The organism is Rhodococcus sp. A14 (genome assembly GCF_011603105.1).
GTDB classification, from domain to species: Bacteria; Actinomycetota; Actinomycetes; order Mycobacteriales; family Mycobacteriaceae; genus Rhodococcus_F; species Rhodococcus_F opacus.
This window is the reverse complement of sequence record NZ_JAAOQS010000082.1, coordinates 17,012-42,589: the sequence shown is the minus strand read 5'-3', so window position 1 is coordinate 42,589 and position 25,578 is coordinate 17,012. Positions and strand designations below refer to the sequence as shown.

At 69.5% G+C, this 25,578-nt stretch carries 21 protein-coding genes; 11 read left to right on the top strand and 10 right to left on the bottom strand.

Translation table 11 applies throughout. The features are described 5' to 3' along the window. Positions 1–23: 23 nt before the first annotated feature. The 4 genes from G9373_RS32180 to G9373_RS32165 all read left to right on the top strand — a co-directional run bounded on the left by G9373_RS32180 (position 24) and on the right by G9373_RS32165 (position 4,537). A complete protein-coding gene (locus tag G9373_RS32180) occupies positions 24–1,226 on the top strand; it encodes a DUF5931 domain-containing protein (protein WP_167118835.1) in 1,203 nt (400 codons plus the stop codon). After that, entirely contained in the window at positions 1,219–1,887 is a 669-nt protein-coding gene (locus G9373_RS32175; protein WP_054248598.1) for a response regulator transcription factor, read from the top strand. Before G9373_RS32180 ends, G9373_RS32175 begins: the two co-directional genes overlap by 8 nt. Before the next feature lie 61 nt (positions 1,888–1,948). Continuing rightward, entirely contained in the window at positions 1,949–2,599 is a 651-nt protein-coding gene (locus G9373_RS32170) for a DUF1707 domain-containing protein (protein WP_005574336.1), read from the top strand. 66 nt (positions 2,600–2,665) lie between these two features. Then, on the top strand, positions 2,666–4,537 hold the full coding sequence (locus G9373_RS32165) for a DUF2339 domain-containing protein (RefSeq protein WP_167118830.1): 1,872 nt from the start codon (positions 2,666–2,668) through the stop codon (positions 4,535–4,537). On the opposite strand, the gene G9373_RS32160 is transcribed toward G9373_RS32165, so the two are convergent. From G9373_RS32160 to trmB, 3 genes are read right to left on the bottom strand one after another with little or no spacing between them, the layout of a single operon-like run. Then, positions 4,512–7,493: an MMPL family transporter gene (locus G9373_RS32160; protein WP_167118825.1), complete on the bottom strand. Its 2,982-nt coding sequence runs from the start codon at positions 7,491–7,493 to the stop codon at positions 4,512–4,514. The genes G9373_RS32165 and G9373_RS32160 overlap by 26 nt on opposite strands. Before the next feature lie 10 nt (positions 7,494–7,503). After that, positions 7,504–8,235, bottom strand: a complete 732-nt coding sequence (locus G9373_RS32155) for an NYN domain-containing protein (protein WP_005258582.1) — start codon at positions 8,233–8,235, stop codon at positions 7,504–7,506. Then, the gene (trmB, locus tag G9373_RS32150) at positions 8,232–9,008 is read right to left on the bottom strand and encodes a tRNA (guanosine(46)-N7)-methyltransferase TrmB (protein ID WP_169692807.1); all 777 of its coding nucleotides are present in this window, start codon (positions 9,006–9,008) and stop codon (positions 8,232–8,234) included. The genes G9373_RS32155 and trmB overlap by 4 nt, the downstream gene beginning before the upstream one ends. A 122-nt stretch (positions 9,009–9,130) precedes the next feature. On the opposite strand from trmB, the gene G9373_RS32145 reads away from it, so the two are divergent. From G9373_RS32145 to G9373_RS32125, 5 genes are all read left to right on the top strand, one after another. Next, positions 9,131–10,006, top strand: coding sequence for a hypothetical protein (locus G9373_RS32145; protein ID WP_167118819.1), 876 nt, complete (start codon positions 9,131–9,133; stop codon positions 10,004–10,006). After that, entirely contained in the window at positions 10,003–11,451 is a 1,449-nt protein-coding gene (locus tag G9373_RS32140; protein ID WP_005573541.1) for a hypothetical protein, read from the top strand. Before G9373_RS32145 ends, G9373_RS32140 begins: the two co-directional genes overlap by 4 nt. Positions 11,452–11,556: 105 nt before the next feature. Then, positions 11,557–11,868 carry a DUF6802 family protein gene (locus G9373_RS32135; protein WP_005258577.1) on the top strand — a complete coding sequence of 104 codons (312 nt, stop codon included), beginning with the start codon at positions 11,557–11,559 and terminating at the stop codon, positions 11,866–11,868. Between the two features lie 274 nt (positions 11,869–12,142). Beyond that, positions 12,143–13,972, top strand: a complete 1,830-nt coding sequence (locus G9373_RS32130) for a phosphoenolpyruvate carboxykinase (GTP) (protein ID WP_005573539.1) — start codon at positions 12,143–12,145, stop codon at positions 13,970–13,972. A gap of 149 nt (positions 13,973–14,121) precedes the next feature. Continuing rightward, positions 14,122–14,622: a hypothetical protein gene (locus G9373_RS32125; RefSeq protein ID WP_037204339.1), complete on the top strand. Its 501-nt coding sequence runs from the start codon at positions 14,122–14,124 to the stop codon at positions 14,620–14,622. Between the two features lie 29 nt (positions 14,623–14,651). Here G9373_RS32125 and G9373_RS32120 read toward each other — a convergent pair whose 3' ends face one another. The 6 genes from G9373_RS32120 to G9373_RS32095 form a co-directional block, all read right to left on the bottom strand. After that, positions 14,652–15,611: a cation diffusion facilitator family transporter gene (locus G9373_RS32120; RefSeq protein ID WP_167118814.1), complete on the bottom strand. Its 960-nt coding sequence runs from the start codon at positions 15,609–15,611 to the stop codon at positions 14,652–14,654. 71 nt (positions 15,612–15,682) lie between these two features. After that, on the bottom strand, positions 15,683–17,131 hold the full coding sequence (locus G9373_RS32115; RefSeq protein WP_005573537.1) for an aldehyde dehydrogenase: 1,449 nt from the start codon (positions 17,129–17,131) through the stop codon (positions 15,683–15,685). A 28-nt stretch (positions 17,132–17,159) separates the two neighbouring features. Next, complete coding sequence (locus G9373_RS32110; RefSeq protein WP_054248604.1) at positions 17,160–18,305, bottom strand: hypothetical protein; 1,146 nt, start codon at positions 18,303–18,305, stop codon at positions 17,160–17,162. Further along, a complete protein-coding gene (locus tag G9373_RS32105) occupies positions 18,302–19,471 on the bottom strand; it encodes a phosphotransferase family protein (protein ID WP_054248605.1) in 1,170 nt (389 codons plus the stop codon). The genes G9373_RS32110 and G9373_RS32105 overlap by 4 nt, the downstream gene beginning before the upstream one ends. Before the next feature lie 80 nt (positions 19,472–19,551). Further along, positions 19,552–20,439 carry an ROK family protein gene (locus G9373_RS32100; RefSeq protein ID WP_054248606.1) on the bottom strand — a complete coding sequence of 296 codons (888 nt, stop codon included), beginning with the start codon at positions 20,437–20,439 and terminating at the stop codon, positions 19,552–19,554. Between the two features lie 2 nt (positions 20,440–20,441). Next, positions 20,442–21,197 (bottom strand): class I SAM-dependent methyltransferase, encoded by a 756-nt coding sequence (locus G9373_RS32095; RefSeq protein WP_005566981.1) that lies wholly within the window; start codon positions 21,195–21,197, stop codon positions 20,442–20,444. 174 nt (positions 21,198–21,371) lie between these two features. Between G9373_RS32095 and G9373_RS32090 the strand changes: the two genes are divergently transcribed. Next, complete coding sequence (locus G9373_RS32090; RefSeq protein WP_043789983.1) at positions 21,372–22,592, top strand: glycosyltransferase family 4 protein; 1,221 nt, start codon at positions 21,372–21,374, stop codon at positions 22,590–22,592. Here G9373_RS32090 and G9373_RS32085 read toward each other — a convergent pair. Then, complete coding sequence (locus G9373_RS32085) at positions 22,533–24,254, bottom strand: hypothetical protein (protein WP_133986194.1); 1,722 nt, start codon at positions 24,252–24,254, stop codon at positions 22,533–22,535. The genes G9373_RS32090 and G9373_RS32085 overlap by 60 nt on opposite strands. A 63-nt stretch (positions 24,255–24,317) precedes the next feature. Here G9373_RS32085 and G9373_RS32080 point away from each other — a divergent pair, with 63 nt between their 5' ends. Next, complete coding sequence (locus G9373_RS32080) at positions 24,318–25,517, top strand: polysaccharide biosynthesis protein (RefSeq protein WP_054248367.1); 1,200 nt, start codon at positions 24,318–24,320, stop codon at positions 25,515–25,517. Positions 25,518–25,578: the final 61 nt, after the last annotated feature.

Here is a 25,578-nt window from a genome sequence, read left to right as displayed (position 1 = left end):
CTTCGACGACACCGCCCAGACCCATGACCGACCGGAATGAGCACCGCACCCGCCTGCACTACCGGCCGCGGGCCGCGACCGAGCTCGACACCCAGCCGGACGCACCGCTGTGGCGGGCGGCGCAGGCGTTCCGCCTCGTCACGCTGGTGTACGCGATCAGCTACCAGATCGTGTCGGTGCAGTACTACACCCATCAGCGGCTGAGCTGGTTCCTCGTCGCCCTGATGGCGGTGTGGTCGGGACTCTCGGCCGTCCTGCTGTCCCACGGGAAGGTCCCGCGCTACCAGGTGGTGATCGCCGACCAGCTGATCGTCATCGCGCTGATGGCGTCGACTCGCCTTGTCGCCGATCATGATTGGTACAACCACCATCAGACGCTGCCGACGACGCTGTGGGTCACCAACGCGGTGATCTCCGCCGCCGTCTTCGGCGGGCCGTGGCTCGGGATGGCGTCCGGTGTGCTGATGGCGACGGTGAGCGCGGTGGTGCGCGACCAGGTCAACCTCGACCTGTGGCGGGACGCGACGGCGCCGGTGCTGGTGTCGGTGGGGCTGGCGCTCGGGCTCGCCACCACCACCGCGAGGCGTGCGCAGGCCCAACTGGAGCAGGCGGTGCGGTTGGCCGCCGCCACCGAGGAACGGGAACGACTCGCCCGTGAGGTGCACGACGGCGTCCTGCAGGTGCTCGCGCTCGTCCGCCGCCGCGGCAACGAGATCGGGGGACCCGCAGCCGAACTCGCGGATCTCGCCGGCGAGCAGGAGGTGGCGCTGCGCATGCTCATCTCCGAGCAGGGCGCGGGTGTGGCGTCGGATCTGGGTGGAAGCTTGATCGATCTGCGACTGTTGCTGGGCACGCGGGCGAGCACCACGGTGTCCGTGTCGACCCCGGCGGATCCGGTGACGATCGAGCGCGACCGGGCGACGGAACTCGTCGCGATCGTCGACACGGCACTGTCCAACGTCGCACTGCACGCGGGGACCGGCGCCCGGGCGTACGTGCTGCTGGAGGATCTGGGCGACGAGGTGATCGTCAGCGTCCGCGACGACGGCAGCGGAATCGCCCCGGGACGGCTGGCCGAAGCGGAGGCGGAAGGCCGCATGGGAGTATCGAAATCCATTCTGGGCCGCGTCGGCGCGCTCGGCGGCACCGCCGAACTCGACACCGAACCCGGTCACGGCACCGAATGGGAGATCCGCGTGCCGAAGGGAGACGAAACGCATGGGTGAGACGGAGACCGGCGAGCAGATCACCGTGATGGTCGTCGACGACCACCCGATGTGGCGGGACGCGGTGGCCCGCGACCTCGAAGGCGCCGGGTTCACCGTGGTCGCCACGGCCGACGGCGTCGCCGCGGCGGGACGTCGGGCCGCCGCGACCCGTCCCGGCGTCGTGCTCATGGACATGCAACTGCCCGACGGAAACGGCGCCGCGGCCACCGCCGCCGTCCTCCAGGTGTCGCCGGACAGCCGGGTGCTGGTGCTGTCGGCCTCGTCCGAGCGTGACGACGTCCTCGACGCCGTCAAGGCCGGTGCGTCCGGGTACCTCGTGAAGAGCGCGTCCGTGGAGGAGCTGCTGGACGCGGTGCGGGCCACCGCGGCCGGACAGGCGGTGTTCACACCGGGGCTTGCCGGACTCGTGCTGGGGGAGTACCGCCGGATGTCGAGTGCGCCCGCCGACGAGCAGGGTCCTGCCATCCCCCAACTCACGGAACGGGAGACCGAGGTTCTGCGGTTCGTCGCGAAAGGGCTCAGCGCCAAGCAGATCGCGACCAAGCTGTCGCTGAGTCACCGCACCGTCGAGAACCACGTCCAGGCCACGCTCCGCAAGCTGCAGCTGGCCAACCGCGTCGAGCTGACCAGGTACGCCATCGAGCAGGGCCTCGAGTAGCCGTGAGTACTTGTTAACCGCGGGCGGTTAACAAGTACTCACGGGCGCTAGCCTGGTCGGTATGGAGGCACGGGACCTACGCGTATCGGATGCGGAGCGCGAACACGTCGGCGAATTGTTGCAGCGGGCGGTGGGCCAGGGGATGCTCTCGCTCGGTGAGTTCACCGAACGGATGGACACGGCACTCGCCGCGAAGACGCGGGCAGAGCTGAACGTCGTGCTTGTGGATCTGCCGGGAATCCAGCTGATCTCCGACTTCACGCCGCCGCCGTACCCCGACCAGCCGTATGTGTCTCGACCGGCGCCGCCGGTTCCGCCGGTCGCGCACCGGTCGCCCGCGCCACCGCCGGGCGAGGTCATCCGGGGCCGGATGTCGTCGGTCAGCCGCACCGGCTCGTGGAACGTTCCCCCCGCCCTCGAGGTGAACACCCGGCTGTCGACGGTGACGCTCGACTTCACGCGGGCCGTCATGACCACGCAGGTGGTGCACGTGACGATCGACGACTATGCGAGCACGATCTCGCTGATCGTGCCGGAAGAGGCGACGGTCGACCTCAACGGCGTGGAAACGGTCGGTGGTTCCGCGACCAACAAGGTGCGGACCGGCCCGCCCATCGGCCCGCTGCACGTCGTCGTGCGAGGCAAGGTGAGGTTCGGGAACGTGACGGCCAAACACCCTTTCGGCACCTCGATTCGCCGAATGTTCGGGTAGCACGACGCAGGTCTCTCGAGTAGGCCTACTCATGTGTGGGTGCCGTCGCCGCAGGACGATTGACCCATGTCCACACCTGGTACTCCTTCGATCGACCCCCGGCTGGTCGCGCAGCTCTCCGGTGACTTCTCGGCGCTCGGGCAGCAGATGCGTCACGTGGGTGAGAACCTCGCCGTCCTGCAGGCGCAGCTCGCGAGCGTCCCGCGGCCCCAGCCGCAACCCCAACCCCAGCCGCAACCCCAGCCGGCGTCGCAGCCGATGTACCGACCCCCGGTCGCCCAGCCGCCCCCGCCGCTCGCACCGGCCGTCCCGTACCGTCCCGCTCCGCCGCCACCTCCCCGGGTGGCTCGCGAACCCTGGTGGCAGCGCGACGGGGTGATCAGCCGCGTGCTGGCCGTCGCCGGCGTCGCCGTCACCCTGATCGGTGTCGTGATGCTGCTCGTGCTGGCGGCGCAGGCCGGCTTCTTCGGTCCGGAACTGCGCGTCGTGGCGGGCGGGTTGTTCTCGGCCGGTCTCGTTTACACCGGTACCCGCGTCTTCGGACGGCCCGGCGGCCGGGTCGGCGGGATCGCGCTCGCGGCGACGGGTATTGCCGGCGCCTACCTCGACGTCGTGGCCGTGGCGGTCGTCTATCACTGGTTGCTGCCGGTGCTCGCCATGGTCGTGGCACTCGGGATTGCGGGAGCCGGTGTCGCACTGGCGGTCAGGTGGGGTTCGCAACCCCTCGCGCTGCTCGTGGTGACCGGCGCCGCCGTGCTCGCACCCGTCCTCACCGACGGCATCACGCTCACCCTCATCGGATTCCTGTTCGTCATCCAGGTCGCCAGCTTCCCCTCGCAACTCGGTCGCGACTGGCTGTACCTGGCGATCGCACGGACGTGCCCGGTGGTGATCGCGCTGCTGATCGCGATCGCGAGTTCCGGACTGTCCGACCGACCGGAGAGGTTCTGGCTGCTCGCGTCCGCCGCCCTGGTCGCCCTGTTCGGGCTCGTCTCGTCGATCATCCTGTTGCGCAGCAACTCCCGTGACGTCACTGCGACCGCGATGATCGTCACGACGGCCGTCCCGACGCTGGTGATCGGCCACCTCTTCGACCGGCTCGGGTCCACGCTGATCGCGCTGGCATTGGCCGCCGCGATGTTCGCCGCGTTCGCGTCGGCGCGGTCGTTGCCGGGACACGCACGGATCGCGCTCGCGGGCGTGGGTACCCTCGCTCTGCTCGAGGCCTGCCTCATCGGTTCGAGCGAAGACCTCGCGCCGCTCGTCCTGCTCGGGGTGGCGGCACTGTTCCTCACCATCGGCGGGCAGGCGGAGTCGCGGATCGCGTATGCCGTCGGCGCAGTGTTCACCGTCGTCGGCGGGTTCGCCTTCGTGATCACCGCGCCGCCGTTCGTCCTCGTCGACGAGTACAGCGCGCTCGACTCGCTCGGGGTGACCACGGTGCTGTCCTCGCTGGTGCTGGCGGGAACCGTGTTCCTGTTCGTCTGGTACGCGCACACGCTGAAGCTGCTGAGCGACAACACCGCCCAGCCGTGGTGGGTGCTCGCCGGGCTGGTGATCCTGTACGCCGTCACCACCGCGACGGTGTCCGCGGGAACGGCGCTCACCGGGACGTCCGCAGGATTCATCGCCGGACACTGCGCTGCGACCATCGCGTGGATGGCGGCGGCGACGGCGGCGCTGGTGTTCGGACTCGCCCGCCGCGACTACGCGCACACCGCGCTCGGCGTCGGGCTCGGACTGACCGCCGCAGCGCTGGCCAAACTGTTCCTGTTCGACCTGGCCACCCTCGACGGCCTGTTCCGCGTCCTCGCGTTCCTCGTGGTCGGTCTGCTGTTACTCCTCGCCGGCACCCGCTACGCGCGTGAGTTCGCGGAGCGGGAGGCCGGACGGGGAACGCCGAACGGCTCCGTCAGCGCCGGTTCTGCCGAGCGATGAGCTCGCTGACGCTGACGGCGTTGCCGTCGTCCGCGCGGTGCCTGCCGCTCGAGGCGTCGTCCGGATCGACGGGCGGTTCCTCGACGCTGCGGCGACGCGAGCCGTTGGTCGGGGCGCCGTTGGGTGGGGTTCCGTTCGCGGGCGAGCCGTTGCTGCGCCTGCTGCCGTTCACGGGTTCCGAAGGCTCGGCGGCACGGCGCCTCGACGGAATCGGCGGCACCGGGCGGGCAGGAGACGACTGGGGGGTCTCCTGCTCGTACGGTGCGGGCACCGAGCGCGGCGAGCGGGTCGGCAGTGACGGCGCCGACGCACTGGGTCGCGGTTCGGCGGGTGAGGAGATCGGCCGCGGTTCGGCGGCCGACGTGGACCGGAGGTCCGCGAGCCAACTCTCGATCGGACGCGACTCGGTGGCCGGACCCGGGGCGGGGGCCGCCGGACGGGGCCGCGGAGCAGGACGCGACTGCGGTGCGGGCCGCGACTGCGGTGTGGGACGCGACTGCGTCGGGGCCGGACGCGGCGGAGCAGGCTGCGGCAGCACAGTGGTCTGCGGTTCCGCGGTCGGCGTGTCCTCGATCTCCTCCGGTGCCCGAGCGGGACGGCCGGTCGCCGACCGGCGAGCCTCGTTCTGCGCCCGGCGCGCCTTCGCGTCGTCCTCGGACATCTTCGCGGCCAGCGCCCGTGCGGTGACCAACGGGATCGGCTCGGTGAGCGGTTCCGGTTTCCGGGGTGCGGGCGGCGCCGCGAGCTTGCGCTGCGGCGGGACGGCACCGATCGGGGTGAGCTCCGGGACGTCGGTGGGCATCAGCTCGTTGTCGAGGATGGGCTCACCGAGACCCGTCTTCTCCTGGATCCGCTTCATCCACGCCGGCGCCCACCAGCAGTCGTCGCCGAGGAGCTTCATCGTGGCCGGCACGAGGAACATACGGATGAGGGTCGCGTCGATGATCAGCGCGGCGATCATGCCGTAGGAGATGTACTTCATCATCACCAGTTCCGAGAACCCGAACGCGCCCGTGACGACGATGAGGATGAGCGCGGCCGCGGTGATGATGCGGCCCGTGTGCGCCGTGCCGATGCGGATCGACTCCGTCGTACTTGCCCCCTGCGCCCGCGCCTCGACCATGCGCGAGAGCAGGAACACTTCGTAGTCGGTGGACAGGCCGTAGACGATCGCGATGATCAGCACCAGCACCGGCGACATGATCGGGCCGGGGGTGAAGTTCAACCACTCCGAGCCGTGACCGTCGATGAAGATCCACGTCAGGATGCCGAGCGTGGACCCGAGGCCCAGCGCGCTCATCAACGCCGCCTTGATCGGCAGCACCAGCGAGCCGAACGTCAGGAACATCAGCAGCGTCGTCAGGACGAGGACGGAGATCACCATCGTGGGCAGGTGGTCGAGCAGCGCGGCGATACTGTCCTGCTCGATCGCCGGGGTGCCGCCCACCAGTACCTGCACGCCGTCCGGACTGTCCATGGCGCGCAGATAGTCGATGGTCGGCTTCGACTCGTTGCGGTCGACGAGGCCTGCCTTGAGGACGACCACACCGTCCTTGGCCGCGCCCTCCGGGGTGAATCGCTCGATCAGCCCCGGCGCGCCACTGGCTTCCTTGATGATCTGGCCGAGCGCCTTGTTGTCGGCGTCGGACACGACGAGCTTGACCGGTTCGGTGCGCAGATTCGGGAAGATCTCGTCGAACTGTTCCTGCGCGGCGCGGGTCGAGCTGTCCGGGGGAAGGTAGGTCTCGTTGATGCCACCGAACTTGATGCCCGTCAGCGGCACGATCAGTAGGAGCAGACCGACGACGATCGGGATGGTGACCTTGAGCGGGTTACGCATCACCCAGCGGGTGAGCCGGCCCCAGATGCTCGCCTCGATCTCCTCGGTGTTCTTGGTCTGACGGAAACGGTCGAGGCTGAGGGCGTCGATGCGCTTGCCGAGGATGCCGAGGATCGCGGGCAGGATCGTGATCGACGTCAGCGCCGCCAGGCCGACAGTCGCGATGGCGCCGTAGGCGACGGACTTCAGGAAGCCCTGCGGGAACAGCAGCAGACCGCCGAGGCTGGCGACGATCATCGTCGCCGAGAAGACCACGGTGCGGCCCGAGGTCATCACCGTGCGGCGGACGGCGGAGGGGGTGTCGTACCCCTCCGCCATCTCTTCTCGGAACCGGCTGACGATGAACAACCCGTAGTCGATGGCCAGACCCAACCCCACGAGGGAGACCACGGGCGCGACGAACGAGTTGACCTCGGTGAAGTTGGTGATCAACCGGACGACGCCGTTGGCCCCGACCACGGTCAGGCCGCCGATGATCAGCGGCAGCGCCGCCGCGACGACACCACCGAACACGAAGAACAGCAGAATGCCGACGGCCGGGATCGCGAGGATCTCCATTCGCCTGATGTCTTTGGCCATCGTGTCGTTGAGCGCACCCGACACGGGCTGGAGTCCGGCGAGTTGCACGTCGACGCCGTCGATGTAGAACTCGTCCTTGACGTCGCGGAAATTGGCCGTGACCTCGGTGTCGTTGTCGCCGACGATCGCGATGCTCTCGATCGCGTGCTGCTTGTCGGCGTCCGCGGCGGACGCCAGCTGCGGTGCGCTGCCGACCTTGAAGTAACCGCCGTTGATCTTGAGGATCTTGTCCGGGTGTTCCGCGGCCAGCCGTTCGAGGTTTTCGACGACCTTCGCCTGGAACTCGGGGTCTTCGATCGTCTTGCCCTCGGGCGCCGTATAGAGCGCCACGACGTCGCTGTTGGTGTCGCGACCGAAGGTGCCGTCAGCCAGCTTGGCCGCGGCGACCGACTCCGAGCCCGGATCGTCCCAGCCGCTCTGGCTGAGATGCTGCTCGAGGCCCAGGCCGTACGCGGCCGAACCGAGCAACAAGGCAACCATGATGCCGATGACGGTGAATCGGGCCCGGTAGACGACGCTTCCCCAGCTCGCGAACACTGATCAACTCCTACTCGGCAGCACTCTTCCGCCCGACGAGCAGGGCGGAAAGCGGTCGGAACGGCTGCAACCAGGCACCCTCGTCGGGCAGTGTGTCGAGGCTGACCCGAGGGAGTGGCTCCCGGAACACGCCGGGGATGTCCTCGAGATCGACGAAGTCCAGAAGGTCGGACGCGACCGCCCAGCTGGCGTGCTCGCGGAACCCGAGTATCTGGACCGGAATGCCGGTCGCGGCGATGTCCTCCAACGGTTCGCGAAACGCTTGACCGTCGGCGGAGGCGACCATGACACCGGCCAGCCCCTCGCCGTGACGAAGCGCGATGTGGTCGAGCATGTCGGAATCGACGTCGCTGTCCTCATCGATCTTCGGCTTGGCGAACACCGCGAAGCCCACATTACGCAAGGCTTCGACCCACGGTCTCACGACATCGGCGCTGCCAGCCGCGATGTTGGTGAAGACCGTCGCCTCGGGTTCGAGTGTGTCGGTGCCGGACGCGGACAGTTCCGCGGTCCGGGAGAGCAGCCAGCGGCCGAGCGCGTCGAATCGTGGCCGGTAGGCAGCCGTGGGCCGGCCGCCGAGGATGGCGCCGAGGCCCATGTCGAGGTTCGGGGCGTCCCAGACGAGGAGGACCCGCTTCTGGTGGCGTCCGTCACGTGCACCTGCCACGGGAGATCCTGACGACACGGCGGTGCCTGCCGGGACCGCGCCGGCTATGTCGGAGTACTGCTCGCTGACGCTCATGACCTGATCTTCCCCCAAATCAACTCGGTGATCGCACTGCCGACCTGGTGGGCCTTGTCCTCGAACTTCGTCACCGGACGCTCGTGCGTCATCGGCGATTCCCAGTCGAGGGAGGTCAGGAGGGGTTCCGCGTTGCCTGCCTCGGCGATGGCCTCGGCGTACTCGGCGTGATCTGTTGCGACATGCAACACACCGCCGGCCTTCAGCCGGCTCGCGATCAGGGCGAAAGTGGGGGACTGCAGCAGGCGCCGCTTGTGATGGCGGGCCTTCGGCCACGGGTCCGGGAAGAAGACACGGACTCCGGTGAGCGATTCCGGCTCGATCATGTTCTCCAGGACATCCATGGCGTCGCCGCGCAGGACCCGGATGTTCGGGATCTCGTCCCGTTCGATCTGTTGAAGCAACTGTGCGAGGCCGGGCCGGTAGACCTCGACGGCGATGAGGTTCACGTGGGGTTCGGCCTTCGCCATCGCCGCGGTGGCGGTACCGGTGCCCGAGCCGATCTCGAGGATCAGAGGGGCGTCGCGGCCGAACCACGACGGCGCATCCAGGCGATTGTCCGAGACGTCCGCGCCGATCTCGGGCCATTGCCGGTCCCATGACTCCTGCTGCGCAGCGGTCAGAGCGCCCCTGCGCGAGCGGAAACTGGTCACCCTCGGGTGGAGACGAGACCCCTTCGAGTCCTTCGTCTGCCCCTCCTCGGGGACGGCGGGTGCATCCTGATCAGCGTGGTTCACCGGACCATTGTCACGCATGAGGGGCGTTTCCGGCATACGGGTCTGAAGTTCACCTTGAGACTTTTTCGATAATCCGGTGCCCAGCCTGCACGGTTGCCCACGCCGATTCGGGGCGAGTCTGACAGAATCGGCGCGGGACGAAGGGGGGTGACTGCGTCATGGGCACTGCAGATGCCGGGGGCGGGGAACTGGCGGATCTCGCCGAACGAGTGGCGGCACTGGACGGGGTTGCCGGCGACCGTGTGCGCGGCGCCGTGGCCGCGTTTCGGGCGCCGATCCGGGTCCAGACCGCGGGTCGAGCGGGTGTGGGCAGGTCGACCGTGGCCTCGGCGCTGACCGCGAACGGGATCGCCGACGCCGTCGTGGAGGAAGCGGACGCCGTCGACGTGCCCGGCGCGCCCGACCCCACGCTGGATGGCGACGTCGTGGTCTACGTCCTCGTCGAGTCGGTGCGCGACGCCGACCGGGACGCCGCGCGGACGCTGGATCCGGCGCAGGCTCTGTTCGTCCTCAACAAGTCGGACACGTTGGGCGCGTCGCGCGCGGCAGCCGACGCCTGGGCGACGGCGACCGCGCGTGCCGCCGAGTGCTCGGAGGAAGGCGGCCTCCCGGCTCTGCCCCTCATCGGAACGCTCGCGATCGAAGGGCCGGCACCGGAGTCCGGGATCGACGCGGTGTCGGCCGCCGTCGCCGATCGGGTCACACGATCCCGGGCACGCCGCGCCGAGACCCTGCTGAACACACTGCGGTCGCAGGCGGCGCGCAGCCCGGCATCCCGCGACGTGCTGGAGCGGTATCTCGCCGGCGACCATGCTGTCGCGCTCGCGGCCGCCGCGGCCAGGCTTCATCTCGCCGATTGCGTCGCGGAGGCGCCAGGGTCGCCGTCCAGCGCCGCGGACGCCGCCCGGTGCGCGGACTGGTGGCGGGCGCAACTCGCCCGGCAACCGACGGCCCGCCGGCGCCGGGCGGTCGTCGACGTCCGGCGTCACTACGTTCGGGTCTGGCAGCAGCTGAGCGGCAGCCCCGGAACGTGACGACGCAACAGCTGTCGGATCTGCCCGCCGAGACCGTCGACGTGGTGACGCGATGGAACCCCGACGGCGTCGCCCGCTTGAAGTCCGGTGAAGCCTCGCAGCGCGGTGTGTTCGTGGCGGGGCCGCGGCGCTCCGGGAAGACCACGCTCGTGGGCGGGCTCCGCGCTCTCGACGCGTCCGCGCTCACATTCGTGGAGGACCCGATCGACGCCCGCGTGGTCCTGATGGTGCTCGACGCCGCGGCACCACTCGGACGGGAGGAGCTGTCCGTTCTGGACGTCGTCGCGCGACCGGCCTGTCCGGTGGTCTTCGCGCTCTCCAAGACCGATGTCCACCGGAACTGGGCAGGGGTGAGCGAACGCAACCGGGCCCTCCTCGCCCGGCATGCGGCGCGGTTCGCCGACGCAGAGATCCACCCGGTGGCGGCGGGGGGCTCCGGGGCCGAGGCGCTGCTCGCGGCACTCCTGCGTGCCGTCCGCGCCCAGGCCCCCGACCCGCGTTCCGTCACCGAGGCCGTGCTCGAGCAGACCCGGCGCATGATCGCGGCCACTGCCCGGTCCGTGCGGGAGACCGAGCCCGGCGCGGAACTGCGCGCCGAGCGGGTTCGCGCGATGACGCTGCGGGACGGCAGGCGCACCGAACGGGTCGCGCAGCTCCGCGGTCAGGTCCAGCTCGCGAAGGTCGAGTTGATGCACGAGGTGGCCGCACAGTTTCGCGCGGCCGGAACGACCGCGCGCGCCGAGATCGACCGTGCCGGCCGCGGGACGCTCGAGGGCTACCCCGACCGGCTGGCCGAAATGGTGCGCGAGCGAAGTGGTGCGGTCGATGCCGCGGTCGCCGCGCGCCTCGACGACCTGCGGTCGCGGGTCGGCGTCACCGTGTCCGCGGCCGACACCGCCGTTCCGCTGCCGGAGCCGGTTGCGCCGGACGGGCCCGAGCCGCGACACCGCGGACTCGAAGACCGGATGACGATCCTGATCGGTGCGTCCGCCGGGCTCGGTCTGGGCAGGCTGGTGGTCTCGCCGCTGTCGATGGTGCCCGCGCTGGACATCGCGACCATCCCGCTCACCCTCGCGCTGGGAGCCGTCGCGGCGTGGTGGCTGACCCGGGCGCGCGGGCACGTCGCCGAGCGTGCCCACGTGCGGCAGTGGGCCACCGAGGCGCTGGTGCACGTGCGGTCCCAGTGGGAGCAGTTCGTCCTCGCTCGGTTGCTCGCGGCCGAGGCTCAGGCGAGTGAGGCGATCATCGCCGACAGCCGGGTCTGCGCCCGGGACGTCGACGAGCGGGTCGCGCAGATCGAGGGTGAACTGCGTCGCCTCGCCGCGAGGCGCAACGGGCAGCTGTCGTCCTGTGAACGTGACCTCGGGGCCGTCGACCGGGGGCTGCAGGAGGTCCGCAGGCAGTCGGGGGAACCGAATCGCCGCATCGAACGTCTGAATACATAGGTACCTGACCGGTGTTCGCCCGCTTTCGTGTGGGATCGTGTTGAATTATCTTGATATGTCTTGATTTGTGCGGGAAACTGGTCCGAAATGTGAAGGGAGACCGCGGTGGCGACGACTGAGAGTTTTCTGGTCCCGGACGTGCCGGACGTCGATCCGAACACTTTCGGTCACGATTCCGGGGCGGTCGCGCTCACCGATCCGACCCACGACATCGACGGAGACGGCGTCCTCGACACCCAGACCTTCGACGCGGGCGACGCCGTCGTCATCGCCTCCGACCTCGACTCGGACGGCGACGCAGACCATCTGACGATGATCCACGAGGACGGCGAGTACGCGTCTTGGGAGTTTCGCCGCGACGGCGACGGCGTCGTGCACTGGCAGCAGACCGATGGTGGGACTCTCGGTAACGGCTGAACACCTCCGAAATCCGCACTGCAGACGCGGGAAAGGCCCCTGGTAGCTCTACTGAATCGTTTCTGTGACCATTCCAACCGCACCCGATTCCCCGAGATGGGACTCGCGGCGTTAACCTCTAGGGATAGGACACCCGGCGCCCGCGTCTTCCATGTGGCATGGACGGCCTGGCTGGACCCCGCCGAGAGGGGAAATCGGACCGTCTGGCACTCGCTGCGAGGTTCTCTCAGCGGACGGCAGATGGTCCGGTTCCGGCTCACCCCAGGAGAGTTTGATGACCTCAGCGACCATTCCCGGTCTGAACGGAACTGACGGCACGCCCCCCACGGAGCACAGTGAGCTGCTCGCCTGGGTTCGAGAGGTTGCCGAACTCACTCAGCCCGATCGCGTCGTCTTCGCCGACGGCTCGGACGCAGAATGGGATCGACTGACCGAGCAGCTCGTCGAGGCCGGTACGTTCACGCGACTCAACGACGAGAAGAAGCCGAATTCGTTCGTCGGCAACTCCGACCCGTCGGACGTCGCACGCGTCGAGTCCCGCACCTACATCTGCTCGCGTGAAGAGATCGACGCCGGGCCCACCAACAACTGGATGGACCCGACCGAGATGCGGTCGCTCATGACCGACCTCTACCGCGGCAGCATGCGCGGACGCACCATGTACGTGGTGCCGTTCTGCATGGGTCCCCTCGGTGCGGACGACCCGAAGCTGGGTGTCGAGATCACCGACTCCGAGTACGTCGTCGTGTCCATGCGCATCATGACGCGCATGGGTTCCGCCGCGATGGAGAAGCTCGGCACCGACAAGCCGTTCGTGAAGGCGCTGCACTCGGTCGGCGCACCTCTCGAAGAGGGTCAGGCCGACGTCCCGTGGCCGTGCAACGACACCAAGTACATCACCCACTTCCCCGAGGATCGCGAGATCTGGAGCTACGGTTCCGGCTACGGCGGAAACGCTCTGCTCGGTAAGAAGTGCTACTCGCTGCGCATCGCGTCGGCGATGGCCCACGACGAGGGCTGGCTGGCCGAGCACATGCTGATCCTCAAGCTGATCTCCCCGGAGGACAAGCCGTACTACATCGCGGCCGCGTTCCCGAGTGCCTGCGGCAAGACCAACCTCGCGATGATCCAGCCGACCATCCCCGGATGGCGCGCCGAGACCCTCGGCGACGACATCGCGTGGATGCGCTTCGGTGAGGACGGCCGCCTGTACGCCGTCAACCCGGAGTACGGCTTCTTCGGCGTCGCGCCGGGCACCAACTACGGGTCGAACCCGAATGCGATGAAGACGCTCGAGGCCGGCAACTCGCTGTACACGAACGTCGCGCAGACCGACGACGGCGACGTCTGGTGGGAGGGGCTCGAGGGCGACCCGCAGCACCTCACCGACTGGAAGGGCAACGAGTGGACGCCCGAGTCGGGCGAGAAGGCCGCGCACCCCAACTCGCGCTACTGCACCCCGATGTCGCAGTGCCCGATCCTCGCGCCGGAGTGGGACGACCCGCAGGGTGTGCCGATCTCCGCGATCCTGTTCGGTGGACGCCGTAAGACCACGGTTCCGCTGGTCAGCGAGTCCTTCGACTGGCAGCACGGCACGTTCCTCGGTGCGACGCTGTCGTCCGAGCAGACCGCTGCCGCCGAGGGTGCCGTGGGCACCGTCCGCCGCGACCCGATGGCCATGATCCCGTTCATCGGCTACAACGCCGGCGACTACCTGAACCACTGGATCAACCTCGGCAAGCACGCGGATTCCGAGAAGCTGCCGAAGATCTTCTACGTCAACTGGTTCCGTCGGGGCGACGACGGCCGCTTCCTGTGGCCCGGTTTCGGCGAGAACTCCCGCGTGCTGAAGTGGATCGTCGACCGTATCGAGCACAAGGCCGGCGCCGAGTCCACCCCGATCGGTTTCGTTCCGACCGCAGCCGATCTGGAGCTCGGCGGCCTGGACGTCGACGCCGCCGACGTCGACGAGGCGCTGAAGGTCGACGTCGACGAGTGGAAGCAGGAGCTGCCGCTCATCGAGGAATGGTTCGAGTTCCTCGGCGAGAAGGTTCCCTCCGGCATCCGTGATGAGTTCGAGGCCCTGAAGCAGCGCCTGAGCTAGTCCCCCCGGTGACCGAATGTCACAGTGGTTCAGTCCGACTGAACCACTGTGACATTCGTCGTTTCAGGGGAGGATTCTGCAGTAAACGCATACCATTCGGTTTGTAAAGCCTCGATTCTCGAAGCTCGCACCCGACGAAAGGATTGCAGATGCAGACAGGGACCAGTAGGGGCATGAAACGACTCGCCGGAGGTGCCGCACTCGCTGCCGCGGCCGCCGCCACCGTAGCCGTCACCATGCCGGCGACCGCATCCGCAGCGACGGAAGTCCAGCCTCCCACCGTGGTGACCGCGGTCGACGGAAACACCCTCGACATCACCGTCACTAACCCCAACGTCCTGAATCTGCTGGACGCCCAGTCCTGCGGTGCAGTGGCATTCGACGCCACCAAGCTGCCCGCCGTCCTCGCCGATCCCACCGTCGTCCTCGAACCGGGATTCGTCGCGTGGGCCACCAACCCGATCGAGCGCGTCGTCGCGAACGCCGCAGGCAACGCGGTCAAGACGTTCACCACACCGGAGCTTCCGGACGGCGCGTACGCGGTCATCGGCGAATGCCTGTCGCTGAGCACCGTCGCCAACCCCCAGACCACGATGCCGCAGATCGTCCTCGTCGGCGGCCCGCTGGGCGGGGTCCAGTTCGGCAGCTAGACCGCAGAAACGGCGGCGAGCCGGCGATCTCACAGGGTGATCGTCGGCTCGTCCTCTGTCGACAGGGTGAGTATCGCGCGGACGACGTGCGAGTTCCGTTCGAGCCGGGCCTCGAGGTCACGGAGGGTATGGGCGACACGGGACTCCGCGTAGTCACCGACCAGGTCGACGCTCGCCACCAGGTACGCCTGTCGTGGTCCCAGGTACTCCATGCGCAGAAACGTCACCCGGTCGACCTCGGGCAGCGCCTCGAGCGCCTCGATGCCGGCCTGGCGCAGGGCGGGGGATGCCTCCTCGCCGATCAGGAATCGCCGGTTGCGGTCGATCAGAATCAGCGCGATGACGCCGAGCAGGATCCCGACCAGGATGGAGCCAATTGCGTCGGGGATCGCCGATCCCGTGATCTGGTGCAGCAGAACGCCCACGAACGCGATGACCAAACCGATGAGCGCCGCGGCGTCCTCCGCGAACACGGCCCGGGTGGTCGGGTCGGACGTGCGGAGTGCGTGGGCCAGGACGTCGCGGTCGATGGCGATGGCCTCGGCGCGCAACTGTCGGTACGCCTGCTGGAAGGAGATGGACTCGAGCACGAACGAGACACCGAGCACGACGTATGCGACGGCGAAGTTCGTTGCTGGCTCGGCGTGCACGAGCTCCTGGATGCCGTGCGTGACGGACACCCCCGCGCCCAGCGCGAACAACCCGAACGCCGCGAACATCGACCACACGTAGGCCTCGCGCCCGTACCCGAGCGGATGGATGCGGTCCGGCGTGCGCTTGGCCCGCGAATTGGCGATCAGGAGCAGGATCTCGTTGCCCGAGTCGGCCCACGAGTGGGCGGCCTCCGCCACCATCGACGCCGAGCCGGTGACCACCGCGGCGACGGTCTTGGCCAGTGCGATCAGAATGTTCGCGCCGAACGCGAGGACGACGGTGAGTGCACTCTCACCATCGGCGTCGTGGGTGGTGTCCGGAGTCGATGCGGTCACCCGATCACGCTAACGCCTGTGCGCCTTTCTGGTAGCTGCAGCAACCAGAAAGGCGCACGGGCGCGGAGCGCCTATCCGCTGTAACCGGGCGGCATGAGGACGGACTTGGTCTCACAGAACGCTTCGAGCCCCTCCGGTCCGTTCTCGCGACCGATGCCGGAGGCCTTGTAGCCGCCGAACGGTGAGCCGGGGTCGAACGCGTACCAGTTGATGGCGTAGGTGCCGGTGCGGATCTGCTTCGCTACGGCGAGACCGTGATCGATGTCGGTGGTGTACACCGAGCCGGCGAGTCCGTAGTCGGAGTCGTTGGCGATCTTGATCGCCTCGTCCTCGGAGTCGTAGGGAATCACGGACAGGACGGGTCCGAAGATCTCCTCGCGGGCGATCGTCATCGAGTTGTCGACGTCCGCGAAGATGGTCGGCTCCACGTACCAGCCCTTGTCGAGGCCTTCCGGACGGCCGCCGCCGAGTACCACGCGGGCGCCCTGTTCCTTGCCCTTGGCGATGTAGCCCTCGACGCGGTCGCGCTGCTTCTCGGAGATCAGCGGACCGAGTTGCGCGGCCGGATCGGAGGGATCGCCGACAGTCATGAATCCGGCACCCGCCACGAGGGCGTCCAGAACCTCGTCGTAGCGGGAACGCGGGGCGAGGATCCGGGTCTGCGCGACGCATGCCTGCCCGGTGTTCATGAGCCCGGACATCACCAGCATCGGCATCGTGGATGCGAGGTCGGCGTCCTCGAGGATGATGGCCGCCGACTTGCCGCCCAGCTCGAGGGAGCAGCGCTTGAGGTTCTGTGCGGCGATGGCGCCGATCTTGCGGCCGACGGGACTGCTGCCGGTGAACGTGATCTTGTCGATCCCGGGATGCGACACCAGGTATTCGCCGGTCTCGGCGCCACCGGGCAGGACGGAGATGACACCCTCGGGGACACCCGCCTCGGCGAAGATTTCGGCGAGAAGGTGTGTGGAGAGCGGAGATTCGGGTGCGGGCTTGAGCAGGACGGTGCAGCCGGCGAGCAGCGCCGGGGACAGCTTGTTGACGGCGAGGAACAGTGGCACGTTCCAGGCGAGGACCGCGGCCACCACGCCGACCGGCTCCCGCAGCACCTTCGTCTGTCCGAACACGCCGGTGCGGGTCTGCTCCCACTCGAACTCGTTCGCGAGGCCGGCATAGAAGTTCAGGGTCGCGAGCGACGGCGTCTGCTGCATCATCCCGACCATCGCGGGTGGCTGGCCCATCTCGGACGAGATCAGTGCGTTGAGGGTGTCGCCGCGTTCCTCGATGAGTTTCGCCGCCTTCGCGAGGATCTCCCCGCGCTCGGCGGGAGTGGTCTGCGGCCACGGACCTTCGTCGAATGCCCGCCGGGCAGTGGCGACGGCGTCGTCGATGTCGGCCGGCGACGCGACGGGACAGCTGCCGACGCGTTCCTCGGTTGCCGGGGAGAACACTTCGAGCACCTGATCGGTGGCCGGGGCCACCCACTTGCCGCCGATGTAGAGCTTGTCGTAGTCGGTCATGAGTCCATTCCTCGTGTCGTTCCCCCGGTCAGGAGGCGGTGTCGGTGAAACTGTCGAATCCGTACCGTGCGTGTGGGCCGATCGCCGCGACCTCGAACAGCCCGGTCCCGACGACGGTCTCGCCGCCGTCCTCTAGCCGGAAGCGGGTGAGATTGTCGACGGGGCAGAACATCCGGAGTCCCGGTTCGATCTCGGACGCTCGTTTGCGCAGTCCCTGCACCATGAGTTCGCCCTGCCACATGCCGTGACGCCAATCGGCTTCGAGGCCGTACCCCGTGCCGATACCGATGTAATTGGGAACCAGCAGGTCGCAGGTGACGGTGACGACCTCGCCGGTCGGGCGGTGGAAACTCAGCGACGCCGACGTGACGTCCCGTGTCCCCGGTTCGAACTTCAGCTCGTGTTCGGGTCGGCCCAGCCATTCGGGTTCGCGGTCGGCGTCCGGCCAGATGCGGACGGCTTCCTCGACGATGCGCCTGCCGAGTTCGTCCTCCTGCAGGACGACGGAGACGGAGTAGTCCTCGAACTGCATCACCGAGTAGATCCAGAAGAAGTTCTGGATCCCGTCGACCGCGCGCCGTCCGGGCGGCTCGGACTCGCCGACGGGGCGCACCCCCCACGACCGGTCGCGGTTGCCGCGCCAGGTGTCGGGGGTGACGGGGCGGCTCTGCCCGTCGATCGTGAGTTCGCCTGCCCAGGTGCCGGTCTGGACGAATCGGCTCGTATCGAAGGTGACGCGCTCGAGTTGCCTGCGGAAGTGGCGGGGCTCCAGCGTCGCGGGGATCGCGCCGTCGAAGGTGAGGTCGAAGGAGAGGTCGTAGTCGCCGGGCTCGAGCACGACGCGCAAGCGTTGCAGACCCTCGAGGACCTCGACGCGGAACGGTCCGACGGTGCTGTCGGAGCGGTCGTGTCCCAGGGCCGCGGACCCGCGGACGACGATGTGGTCGTCGCCGCGGCGGAGCACCGCGAAGGCGTCCGTCACGCCGAGGTTGGGGTACTGGCCGAGACCGATGATGAGGAAGAGGTCGGACTCGGCCGAGGGGTAGCAGTTGAAGTAGTAGCGGTCGTAGAAGTTGCGGTCGGACGTGGCGACGCGCCGGATGGGTTCGGCCACCTGATGGATGGGGTAGTCGTCCATCGGGGACAGCGGATTTCCCGCGTAGTCGGCGGTCATCGGATCTTCTCCCAGTACGTGCCGTCGAGCATCGCCTCCAGCGACGCGCGGTGCATGATCATGTCGTCCGGATCCTCCGGAGCGACGGCCTGTCCGAAGTGGATGGCGCGCTCCTGGATCCGCAGCATGATGGTGGCCTGCCGCAGTGCCGCGTAGGCGGTGTAGTACTCGAGATCGCGGGGCGTGTGACCCGTCAATTCCTCGTACAGCGCGGCGAGGTCGTCGAGTCGCAGGAAGTCGGGCATCCCGTCCAGTCCGGCGGCCGCGGCGATGTCCTCGAAGAACCGGTGCAGGTACGTCATCCAGCCCAGGTCGAGTTCGCGGGGTCCGAGTGCGGCCATCTCCCAGTCGAGTACGGCCACGGGCCGGAAGTCCTCGAACATCATGTTGCCGATGCGGGCGTCGCCCCAGCAGAAGACGGCGGGGGAGGGGTCGTCCGGGAGGTTCTCCTCCATCCACGCGAAGCCGCGTTCGATCAGCGGGGACCGGGGACCGGACAGCGTCGTCCACTCGTAGTAGTCGCGTTGCTGCCGGATGTGCGCGGCGAGCGCCTCGGTGACGGTGGGACCCGAGCCGGGCAGTTGCAGGAACGCGAACCGCTCCCACGGCCGGTCGATGTCATGCAGCAGCGCAAGCACATTCACCGCACTGTGCTGCAACAGCGCGCGCTGCTCCTCGGTCGCCTCCGTCACCCACGACCCGAAGTTGTAGGGCATCACGTCCGGCGGGACCTGCCCGGAGACGCGGGCCATGACGAAGAACGGGGCGCCCAGCGGACCGGGATCGGATTCGGACCAGTAGACGACCGGGACCGGGACGGCGGAGTGCTCCCGGACCTGCGCCATCACCTGGAACTGCCCGTCGAGGTCGTACTCCGGGAAGACAGGCATCGTCGTGTCGGCCGGCGCGACCCGCGCGACCAGTGGGTGAACCTCGCCGGACCAGGTGGCGTCGAACAGGATGGTCTCGCTCGACATGCCGTTGGCGTCGGGGAGGTGGACGTGCGTGACCTCGGGTGCGGCGTCGGCGGGCAATTGGGCGGCGAGCCAACGTTGCAGCGCGTCTCGCAGTACTTCCGGATCGCGACGGGAGTCAGTGGGCCGGGCGACTTCGGACGAGTGATCGGAGTCGTCGGCGGATCGGGCGGTGCTCGTGCTCACGGTCACCTCCTCTCCTGAACGTGGTGTGACCCTGAACACTAGAACACGTTACAGAATTTCGGAACAGGTGAGGAGATCCCGCTGCGTCAGCCCTCGTCGACGGCCAGCACTCCCGCCCCGACGAGGGTTCCGGAGGCGCCGAGTTCCGCCGGGACCACCCGCAGATTCGCGACGAAGGACAACCGGGCGTGGCGGGCGGCGGCCCTGCGCATCGGGTCCCACAGCGGCGGTCCCGCCTGCGCGAATCCGCCACCGATCACCGCGAGATCGACGTCGAGGAGGGCTGCGGCGGACGCGATGGCCTGCCCGAGTGCGGTCCCGGCGCGGTCGAGGGCGGCCACGGCGACGTCGTCCCCGTCCGCGGCGGCCCTCGCCAATTCGACGCCCGTCGTCCCGCGCCATCCCCGGGAGCGGGCCCAGCGCACGGACGACGGTCCGCTCGCCACCGTCTCCAGGCACCCGGTCCCGCCGCACGTGCACGGCTCGGTTCCGCCGGGGACCACCAGGTGACCGATGTGTCCCGCGTTGCCGGTTCGGCCGGTGGCGATGCGGCCGCCGAGGACCACTCCGCCGCCGATGCCGGTGGATACGACCAGGCTCAGCAGGTCGGGGACACCGCGCCCGGCACCGTGGTGATGCTCACCGAGAGCGGCGGCGGCGCCGTCCATCGCCAGCCTCGCGGGGACGCCGGGAAAAAGTTCCTGCACCAAGCCGACCAGGCCGAAGCCGCCCGACCACTCGTCGATGTTGATGGGTGACGCGGTGCCGGCGACCGTGTCGACCGGTCCCGCGCACGCGATACCGACCGACGTGATCGTTGCCGCTCCCGCGACCTCCCGCAGCAGGGCGGCGCACGCGTCGGCGACGCCGGTCGCCGGCGTCGGGGTGGTGGCCGGATGCGGCACGGTGCCGTCCGCGTCGACGATGCCGGCGGCCATCTTGGTGCCGCCGATGTCGACAGCCAGCGCGACCACGGTCAGTGCTTCCGCATCACGAGAACGAGGTTGCTCACCAGGAACTCCCGCAGTCCGGGGATTCGCACCATCCACCACGCCCAGCGCGGGTGGTAGCGGGGGAACGCCGCGAGGAAGTCCGCGTCCGGGGCGCGGCGGGCCCACCGAAGCCCGTCGGCCGCACCCACTTTGAACAGGGAGACGCCGTACCGGTTCTTGGGTTCGCGGCCGTTCTTGCGCAGGTAGCGGCGGGCGGCGTACTCACCGCCCAGTGCATGCCACGGCCCGGTCTCGTGGCCGCCGAACGGGCCCCACCACAACGTGTAGGACAGCACGATCAGGCCGCCGGGTTTCGTCACCCGGACCATCTCGTCCGCCATTGCCCACGGTTCGCTGACGTGCTCGGCGACATTGGAGGAGAAGCAGATGTCCACCGACGACGTCCGGAACGGCAGCGCCAACCCCGACCCGCGGACCGCGCCGCCCACGGCGAGACCCGCGGCATGCATCTCCGACGGATCCGGCTCCACCGGGACGTACCGGGCGCCGGCCTGCTGGAACACGTCCGCGAAGTAACCGGGGCCGCCGCCGACGTCCAGGACCGTCGTCCCGGTGAGGTCCGATTCGGTGAGACCGCCGTACAGGTCGCCGATCAGTTCGACGGAGTCGCGGGCGAGGGCGCCGTAGAACAGGTCGGGTGCGGTCTGTTCGTGCCGGAAGTCGCTGAGCAGGCCGAACGACCGCTTCAGGGTTGCCCGTCGACCGAATCGCCGGGTCACGGGAGGCGTCGTCACGAGACTGAACCTTAGCGAGTGCCGCCGCCGGGGCCGCAATCCGTTCGCGGTGGCTGCAACATCCGGTGGAACGCGACCGATAGGGTGTTCGGGGACTACAGCGCGGAACGTCCCGCCCCGAGACCACATGTACCGCACCGACCACAGGAGTATATGAACGTGCGAGAGGTTCTGCTGCTCTGCTGGCGCGACACCGGTCACCCTCAGGGTGGCGGCAGTGAGCGGTACCTCGAGGAGGTCGGCGCCCAGCTCGCGGCGCGGGGAATCAAGGTCACCCTCCGCACCGCCGGTTACCGCGGCGCCGCCAAGAAGGAGACCGTCGACGGCATCGAGATCAGCCGGGCGGGCGGACGGTACAGCGTCTACCCCCGCGCCCTCGCCGCGATCGCCGCGGGCCGGCTCGGGTTCGGACCGCTACGAGGGATCCGGCCCGACGCCGTCATCGACACCCAGAACGGCATCCCGTTCTTCTCCCGCGTCGTCGCCGGTGCACCCGTGACGCTGCTCGTGCATCACTGCCACCGCGAGCAGTGGCCCGTGGCGGGCCGATTGATGGGCAAGATCGGCTGGTGGGTGGAATCCCGGTTGTCGCCGCGCACCCATCGGGACGACCAGTACCTCACCGTGTCGCTGCCGTCCGCCGACGAACTCGTCGAACTCGGCGTCGAGCGCGAACGGATCGCGGTGGTGCGCAACGGCGCCGACGACATCCCTCTCGGCGTGGACGTCGGCGGCGCCGACACCCGGACCGCGCATCCCAGCGTGTGCGTCCTGTCCCGGCTGGTGCCGCACAAGCAGATCGAGGACGCCCTCGAAGCGATCGCGGCGCTGCGCCCCACGATCGCCGACGTGCACCTCGACGTCATCGGTGGCGGCTGGTGGGAGCAGAATCTCCGCGACCACGCACACGAACTGGGCATCGGCGACGCCGTCACGTTCCACGGGCACGTCGACGAAACCCGCAAGCACCAGTTGCTGTCGCAGTCCTGGGTGCACGTCATGCCGTCCCGCAAGGAGGGCTGGGGTCTGGCCGTCATCGAGGCCGCCCAGCACGGGGTCCCGACCGTCGGCTACCGCAGCTCCAAGGGGCTGACGGATTCGATCGTCGACGGCGTGACCGGTGTCCTGGTCGGCAGCGCGGAAGCGGCGACGGCCGACGTCGGCGAACTGACCGCGGCCGTCAACACCCTCCTGCTCGACCCCGAGACACGCATGGTGCTCGGTGAGAAGGCGCGGGTCCGCGCGGGTGAGTTCTCCTGGAAGCACACCGGGAACGGCGTCCACGAGGTGCTGGCGGGCACGGCCGCGGGCCTGCGGACGTCAGGGCTGGTGTCGCCGGCGCTGGCGCGTCCGGGCCTCGAGCACGCCCGCGCCGAGTAGACCGCCGGCCAGCAGCAGCGCCCACAGCACGTGGGCCGCGACCACCGTCGCGCGCGCCCGGTCGGACGCCTCGTGCCGCGCTACGTCGCCGCCGACGCGGTACAGCTCCAGATGCTCGTCCGAGAACTGTCGTTCCAGACCGGCCAGGGTGGTCGCAGATTCGCCGCGCGGTCCGGGCGTGTCGCGCTCGACCAGGACCCACCGGACGCCCAGCGACGCCAGATCGGCGGCCGAACCGCCGGTGAGCAGCACCCGTTCCACCTGTTGCGCCCGGGACCCCTCGCCCTCCACCGTGCCCCCGGCCACCACCAGCTCGCCCGTCTGCAGGACGTCCTCCGGCAGCATTCTCGGGGCGGGGTCCAGAACGGGAGCGGCACCGCTGTAGGAGAACTTGCGGAACATGCCGGTGGGCAGCACGGCGACGTCTCCGCTGTGCGCGTCGCCCTCCACCTCGGCGGCTACCTGCTGCCACGACGGCGGATAGTGGACCGGGCGCAGCGCGCCCCCGACGCCCCACGCGAGGTCGGGGAGGGCGAGCAGCACGACCAGGACGGCCGAGACGGACCACGTGCCGGGGCGTCGCAGCACCGCGGCCGCGGCGGCGAGCGCATACAGCGGCGCCGCGAGCGCCACCCATTTCTGCGCGTCCCGGAGCAACCCCGCGCCGGGGACGTTCTGCACCATCCAACGGCCGACGTCGAGTCCCCACGCGGTCGCGCCGAGTGCGGGCAGCAGCACCGCCACCAGTGCGAGTGCGGTCAGTGCGGCCACCACGGGATGCCGTCGCCGCCGCCACAGCGCCGGGAGTCCGCACAGCACGACGCCGAGCAGCAGGACCGTTCCGACGAGGGCGAACAGTGTGGTCCGGGTATCCGGGACGGCGGTCTCGTTCCACACGCCGCCGAGGCCGGCGAGACTGCCGAGCGTCGCCAGCCCCGGTTCGGCGCGCGCCGCGAACGCCGCGACCCCGGCGGGATCGGAGCCGTCCCCGCCGCCTCCGGCCAGGGCCGTGGCCACCAGCCACGGCGCGCTCGCGGCGACGAACAGGCCCAGCGCGCCGGTTACCCGGAGCCACGCGGCCGATCGTCCGCCGGGCAGTGCGAGGACGGCCACCGCCGTCACCGCGGCGAGCAACACCCCGGTGGGGGTCAGCCCGGCCGCCGCGAGGCAGGCCGCGAGGGCGAACCACCCCCGGCCGTGACCCCGTCGAATCGCGACCGCTGCGCACACCGCCCACGGCAGCGCCGCGTACCCCGTCAGCAGGCTCCAGTGCCCCTGCAGCAGTCGCTCGGCGACGTACGGATTCCACACCGTCACCGTCGCGGCCACGAGCCGCGGTCCGAGCCCCGCCGTCGGCAGCACGGTGCGGACCATCCGGGCCGCGCCCCAGCCGGCCGCCCACAGCGCGAGCAACAGGATGGCCTTCACCACCAGGCCGCCGTCGACGACGACGCTCAGCGTCGCAAGCAGAGCGTCCTGCGGCACGGCCCGCGCGGCGGCATCCGTGAGACCGAGCGCCGAATCCGTCAGATACGAGCGGGGAGTGCTGACCGCGTCCCGCAACAGCAGATAGCCCGGCCCGAGCAGCGGCCCGAGGATCAGCAACGCCAGAAGGAGGCTGTAACCCGGCACGACGAACGGTGCTCGGCGCCGGGCGGTCATGGGCCGTCACGATACGTGGTGCATCGACCCGGCTCGCACGGCACGTAGTGCATCATGGGGCGCATGCCACGCCAGACCCTCACCAGCTCGGCGGTCGCCGGGGTGACGATGGTGACGGCGGGCTCGATGATCGCGAACATCGCGTCCTACCTGCTGCATCTGCCGGCGAGCCGCTGGCTCGGACCGGCGGGCTACGGGGAGTTCGCGAGTCTGCTGGCGGCCCAGCTCGTCCTCGCCGTCCCCGCTCTCGCACTGCAGACCGTCGTCGCCCGCGAGGTGGTCCGGGGTAAGGGAGCCCACGCGGTGCGGCTGCTGGGATACCGCTGCGCGGTGATCGTCGCGGTCGCGGCGATGCTGCTCGCCCCCCTCGTGTCGTGGGCGCTCGACACCGGCATGCTCGCCACGTTCTCGGCGCTCGTCACGGCGCCCGTCCTCGTCCTGCTCGCCACCGAGCAGGGACTGCTGCAGGGCTCGGCGCGGTTCGGTCCGCTCAGCGTCGTCCTCGCGGCAGCGGGTGTCGCGAAGGTCGTTCCGGCGGTCGTGGTGCTGGCCGTCGGCGCCGGGCCGGGGCTCGCGCTCGCCGCCAGTGCGGTGGGCACCGGACTGGTAGCGCTGTGCGCGCGACTGTTCGCCGATTCGGGGATCACCGGGGAGTCGAGCACCCGGATCGGCGTCGCGGCCGTGCTGAAGGCGTCGCAGGTGCAGTTGGCGCTGATCGCGTTGTCGTCGATGGACCTCGTGATCGCCCGGATCGTGCTCAGCAACGACGACGCCGGCCTGTACGCACTGGGCGCCGTCGCGACCAAGGCCGCATTCTGGCTGCCGCAGGCCGTCGGGGTGGTGCTCTACCCGCGGATGGCGAATCCCGCGCACTCCGCGCAGGCGATCCGGTCGGCGCTCGCCGTCCTCGTCGGACTCGGTGCGGTACTCGTCGCGGGCGTCGCGGTGGCCGCCCCCCTCGTCCCGCTCCTCGTCGGCGACGCGTACCAGCCCGTCCAGTCGCTGCTGTGGCTGTTCGCGCTCCACGGTGCCTGCCTGGCCGTCCTGCAGGGCGCCTTGCTGTCCGCCATCGCGGGGGAGCGGACGCACCTCGCCGTGATCGCCTGGATCGGTCTTGCCATCGAGATGACCGGCATGCTGACCCTCGCGTCCACGATCGGGCAGTTCATCGCCGTCGCCGTGACGGTCGCGTCGAGCACGGCACTGGTCGCCGGCGTTCTCGCCGTGCGCAGCGCGCGGCGCGATGCCCCGCGCCCGATGTGACATCCGTTCAACCCGACGAGCCGCCTGTGACATCGGGCGACACCGCACAGCCGCCCCCGGG